The organism is Virgibacillus sp. GM2-2 (genome assembly GCF_055329585.1).
Genome location: NZ_JBUZWC010000031.1, coordinates 1 through 5,184, shown reverse-complemented (window position 1 = coordinate 5,184; position 5,184 = coordinate 1). Strand labels below are relative to the sequence as shown.

General features: G+C 36.3%; 6 protein-coding genes. 4 read left to right on the top strand and 2 right to left on the bottom strand.

Annotated features, from left to right (window positions below; genetic code table 11):
• Nucleotides 1-136 precede the first annotated feature (136 nt).
• Nucleotides 137-862, top strand: coding sequence for an N-acetylmuramoyl-L-alanine amidase CwlD (gene cwlD / locus ACY9Z2_RS18825; protein ID WP_463611218.1), 726 nt, complete (start codon nucleotides 137-139; stop codon nucleotides 860-862).
• A 110-nt stretch (nucleotides 863-972) separates the two neighbouring features.
• On the top strand, nucleotides 973-2,031 hold the full coding sequence (locus tag ACY9Z2_RS18820) for an Mrp/NBP35 family ATP-binding protein (protein ID WP_463611217.1): 1,059 nt from the start codon (nucleotides 973-975) through the stop codon (nucleotides 2,029-2,031).
• A gap of 125 nt (nucleotides 2,032-2,156) precedes the next feature.
• Here ACY9Z2_RS18820 and gerD read toward each other — a convergent pair whose 3' ends face one another.
• Complete coding sequence (gene gerD / locus ACY9Z2_RS18815) at nucleotides 2,157-2,798, bottom strand: spore germination lipoprotein GerD (protein ID WP_463611216.1); 642 nt, start codon at nucleotides 2,796-2,798, stop codon at nucleotides 2,157-2,159.
• A 145-nt stretch (nucleotides 2,799-2,943) separates the two neighbouring features.
• Here gerD and ACY9Z2_RS18810 point away from each other — a divergent pair, with 145 nt between their 5' ends.
• The gene (locus tag ACY9Z2_RS18810; protein WP_463611215.1) at nucleotides 2,944-3,558 is read left to right on the top strand and encodes a KinB-signaling pathway activation protein; all 615 of its coding nucleotides are present in this window, start codon (nucleotides 2,944-2,946) and stop codon (nucleotides 3,556-3,558) included.
• 39 nt (nucleotides 3,559-3,597) lie between these two features.
• Here ACY9Z2_RS18810 and pdaB read toward each other — a convergent pair whose 3' ends face one another.
• Nucleotides 3,598-4,359: a polysaccharide deacetylase family sporulation protein PdaB gene (gene pdaB, locus ACY9Z2_RS18805; RefSeq protein WP_463611214.1), complete on the bottom strand. Its 762-nt coding sequence runs from the start codon at nucleotides 4,357-4,359 to the stop codon at nucleotides 3,598-3,600.
• Nucleotides 4,360-4,641: 282 nt separating this feature from the next.
• Here pdaB and ACY9Z2_RS18800 point away from each other — a divergent pair, with 282 nt between their 5' ends.
• Entirely contained in the window at nucleotides 4,642-4,863 is a 222-nt protein-coding gene (locus ACY9Z2_RS18800) for a hypothetical protein (protein WP_463611213.1), read from the top strand.
• The last annotated feature ends 321 nt before the right edge of the window (nucleotides 4,864-5,184 follow it).

Below are 5,184 nucleotides of genomic sequence, written 5' to 3'. Positions count from 1 at the left end.
AAAGCATACATGAAATCCCCATCTAATTACAGGTGGGGATTATTTGACGCTTACAAAAGTCGAATATCCAACTGTCATATAAGCTGACCTCGTCCCATAGAATAGTACAAGCTGAGGAGGATAAGGGGCGAAGTTAATGAAAAGACTTGGAAATATAACAATGTGGTGTTTTGGCTTGGTGTTATTAATTGTGTTGATTCAGCAACCAGTGAATAGTCCCGTTACAACATGGAATTCATGGTCACTTCCATTAGCAGGAAAGACGATTGTTCTAGATCCTGGGCATGGTGGACCTGATGGAGGTGCGGTAGGCAAAGACGATACGGTTGAAAAAGAAATTACGCTTAAGGTAGCGAAAAAACTAAAGAACTATTTGGAGCAAACTGGTGCGGTGGTTTACTTAACACGAAATAAAGATACAGACTTGGCAGATCCTGATACAAAGGGATTATCGAGGCGAAAGGCTGAAGATATTCGGGAACGCCTACAAATTATTAAAGATAAGGAAGCGGATTTCTTTCTCTCTATCCATTTGAATGCATTACCATCAACAAAATGGAGTGGAGCACAGACTTTTTTTTATCCGAAATCAGATAAAAGTGAACACTTAGCGAAGATGATTCAGGCAGAAATTATTCGTAACCTTGAAAATACAAATCGTACCGCTCTTCCGCTTACAGGGATGTACTTGCTAAAGCATGCTAATGCTCCTGGTGCGCTTGTTGAAATTGGTTTTTTATCGAATGTTCGTGAAAGAGATCTATTAAAGACGAATGCCTATCAGGATAAAATGGCGGCAAGCATTTACGAAGGAATATTACGGTATGTAACAGAGGATCCCAAAAAAGACGATAAAGAATAAAAGGAAAATCCTTCCCCAAACGCTTTTAGCTTAGAAATTATATCATTTATGTTATACTAGCGTTGGAGCTTGAGAAATTTTTCAATGCTAGTAAAGGGAAGGTGACACATGTGCTAACAAAAGAGGAAATTGTACAACTACTTAATCCAGTTAAAGATCCTTTTTTACATAAAACGCTAGAAGAAACTAGCGGAGTTAAAGAAGTAACGATAAAAGAAGAGAAAAAGCATGTCAGCGTAAAGATTGGGATCGGAAAAACAAATACTGCTGAACAAATGCAATTACAACAACAAATCGTTGGGATTTTGAAGAAAAATGGTGTAACAACCGTTGGATTGCGTTTCGAGCAATTACCTGAAGATATTATAAAAAAATACCAACCTGCAGTCGAGGAAGAACAAGAAGCATCACTAATGGGTGGCAGTAAAGGTACGAAATTTATTGCAGTTGCAAGTGGTAAAGGTGGAGTAGGTAAATCTACAGTTACTGTTAACCTCGCGATGTCATTAATGCGGCTTGGTAAAAAAGTCGGCATTATCGATGCAGATATTTATGGATTCAGTATTCCAGACATGATGGGTGTTGAAAATCGTCCAGCAGTCCGCGGCGAGAAAATAATACCAGTCGAACGATTTGGTGTAAAAGTAATTTCAATGGGCTTTTTTGTTGAAGACAATTCACCAATTATTTGGCGTGGTCCAATGCTTGGAAAAATGCTAACCAGCTTTTTTAAAGAAGTAGAATGGGGAGATTTAGATTACCTATTGCTCGATTTACCACCAGGAACTGGTGATATCGCAATGGACGTTCATGAGATGCTCCCTACGTGTAAGGAGTTAATCGTGACGACACCGCATCCAACTGCAGCATTTGTAGCTGCTCGTGCTGGACAAATGGCATTGAAAACAAATCATGAAATTCTTGGTGTTGTGGAAAACATGGCATACTTTGAAAGTAAAAAAACTGGCGAAAAAGAATATGTTTTCGGACAGGGTGGCGGTAAAAAGCTAGCTGAAGTGTTGAAAACAAAAGTTCTTGGTCAGTTACCTCTACAACAGCCGTATGAGGAAGAAGATGTCTTTGCACCATCCATTTATCAAGAAGATCATCCAATTGGCAAAGAATATCATAAAATTGCAGCGAAAGTTGTTGCTAAATTAGAGGAATAAAATGAGAGGTGGCTAATTAAGTTAGTCACCTCATTTAATTTCAACATAAAATTTAGACCTTATAAGAAAAACTTCGTCATTCGCAATTGAGGGCGGGGCGAATGCCGAGTTTTTCTAACAAACATTTATTCACTTGTACCGGAGCCACCACCAACGCTACCTTTTTCTTTACCTTGGCTACCACCGCCACCTTGTCCACCACTTTCTCCGCCTTTGCCTTTTTGTTGCTCAGAAGCGGCTTTTAACAATATTTCTTGAATTTTTGCTTGGAATAAAGGGGTTTCCAATGTTTTTTGTATGGTTTCTTCTAAGTGGGCAGTAAATTCTTGGCTTTTTAGCACTTCTAAATATTGATCAGCCATAGCAGGGTCTTTTAATAATTCCAGCATTTGCTTTTGAAATTCTGCATCGTTCATTAGGGACTTCATTAGCTTCTTTTGTTGATCTGCCATTGATTTGGCATAGGTTTTCACAAAGGCAGGATCACTAAAAAGTTTTGTCCACATTTGTTGACCTTTTTCAGAGGAGAGAGCTTTATTTATAGCTTCTTGCACGACATCAGCATTAATAACCAAATTTTGTTTCATTTTCTCATCGGTTAAAATTTCTTGTATAGCCTTTTTACCGTCTTCGGTTTGTAGAATATCGACAACCATTTTCTTCGTTGTTTCATAATCGACTTCCTTACCAGCCGCGCTTTGGTTAGCGCAAGCACCAAGCGTTAAAATAGATACGGCTAAAAATAATACAAAGAATAACCGTGGCATATAAATCCTCCTTCCTCTACACTGTTAATATGCGAAGAAAGTATGAAAAATATGCATTCAGTAAGGAAAATCGCCAATGTTCGTGGTAAAATACGAATGACCGCATATTGTGTTAAATAGTAATTTCTAGCAGGAGGATATAGTTGTGAATAGTCGTAAATGGGTAGGATTGTTTCTAAAAACATTAATGCTTGGTGGAATAGCTGGTCTAATTACCAGTTTCTTTGTAAAAACGGAATCGTATACAAGGGTTTTAGATCCAATTGATTTTTTCGAGCTATTGGGTGTAATTCTGTTTTTCCTCGGCTTAGGATTCGTGTTTAGCTTAATCAGTCAGACTGGTTTTTTTGCATATTTATTTATAAACCAACTTGGATTAGGTTTTTTCCGTTCTTTTTGGCCAACTGTTCAAGTGGTTTTAATTATTTTTGTTTTGTTTGATTTGGTTTACTTTCCATATAACGCAAATGGTGGATCGTTATGGATATACATAGGGATATCTGCTTCAATTTTTATATATGGATTTATTATCGCAAAAATAAAAGAGAAGCAAACGAATAAACGGGCATTCATACCAGCATTGTTTTTAATGGTCGTCATGACAACCGTTGAATGGGTGCCGGGACTTCGTACAAGTGGTACAGATTATGCTTGGTTAATGATTGTTCCATTGCTTGCATGTAACACGTATCAATTGTTAGTGTTACACCGTCTGACAAATTCAGAATCAGAAGCAACGAAAAAATCAAAAAAGGCATAAATACACAGGGACCCATCATTGGTGGGTCCCTGTGTATTTTTATTCTGCAAGCTTTGATTTTGCATGTGCTTGGTTATATAGTTCTGAGACTGTTACAAATTGAAAGCCTTTGTCTTTTAAGCCAGGTAAGATGCTCTCTAGTGCCTTGGCTGTCTGTTTTACAGAATCAGACGCGTGAAGTAAAATTACGTCTCCGTTAGAAGTTTCTTCCATAATTGTATCCACTATTTTTTGAGTTCCTGGGTTCTCCCAGTCATCTGCATCCACACTCCAATGCACGACCTTCAGATTTAAATTTTCTGCTACTTTTATAATTTCTTTATTGATGTGTCCACTTGGGGCACGCATTAATGTAATTTTTTCGTATCCAAGTTTTTCAAATACCTCTTTTGCGTGTAGCATATCTTTTTTTACCTTATCAATTTCTTGTTCAAGGTAGCTTTTATAGCGATACCCTAGCATACCAAGCTCATGTTTTCCTTCTTTAATATCTTCGAGTATGTCCGGATGGCGTTCTGCCCATTCGCCGCTAACAAAAAACGTTGCTTGTACATTATTTTCTTTTAATTTTTCTAAGATGTCATAGACCTTTTCCTCGCCCCAGCTGATATTAAAGGTTAAAGCAATATTGTTTTCATTTGAATTTCCTTTTACAAAAGCGGCAGGTTCATCAGATGAAGAGAATACAGAAAAGCTACCAGTGCTTTCAGACCAAATAACTACTGCGGTAATGAGTGCAAATAAAACCATATAAACGGACTTTTTCCATCTTGGAAATCTCCACACATAAAAATAACTCAAGTTCAACTCCCCCTTATTTCCATATAACTAATCTATGAATGAAATTACAAAATATGAACAAGCTATTAAATACAAATGCTAAAAATAAAGTGGAATAAGGATGAAAAAAGAGGAAATTGGGGTATAAGAAGGGTAAATCTAATTGGCTCATCTACCAGAACCGACCGACGTAATTCTACAATTATTACGAATACATGTGTTACATAAGAAATTAAGTAAAGCCAGAAAAATACTTGGAATAAAGTTAATGCATAGAACATGAATAAGTTTGAGGTGAATATAATGTTAGGATTATTAATTAACCAAATGGAACAAAAAGAAATTGAATATCTAGTTAAACGTGAAATGGAAGAACTACTAATGGACTTGGAAGATCATCGAATTGATCAGATGGTAAAAAGATCAATGAGGGAAAGGTACTCTGTATTATTCCAGTTGTTTCGCCGTGTTGCTAGTGAGAAAGAATGTTTGAAGTATATTCCGAAGCGTTCAAATAACCAGTAATTAAAGTGTGAGGAAACTAGTGGAGCAGTTTGATTAAGCTTCACTAGTTTTTTATGTAAAATCATGAAGATGAACCTACAAGTTTTTTTGTAGATTGTGTTGAAATTGGGTAAATTATGTGCTATATTATTTCTTGTTGTTAACAAAATTATTTATCTCTTTTTAACGGTTTTAATAAATTTTTAAATTGATTTTAAAAATCTGTTGACAATTATTCACAAGCATGGTAAATTATATCTTGTCGCTAAAAACGACATGGAAATGAATTGCTCCTTGAAAACTGAACAAACAATCAAGTATGTCAAGCAACGAAACAAAGCT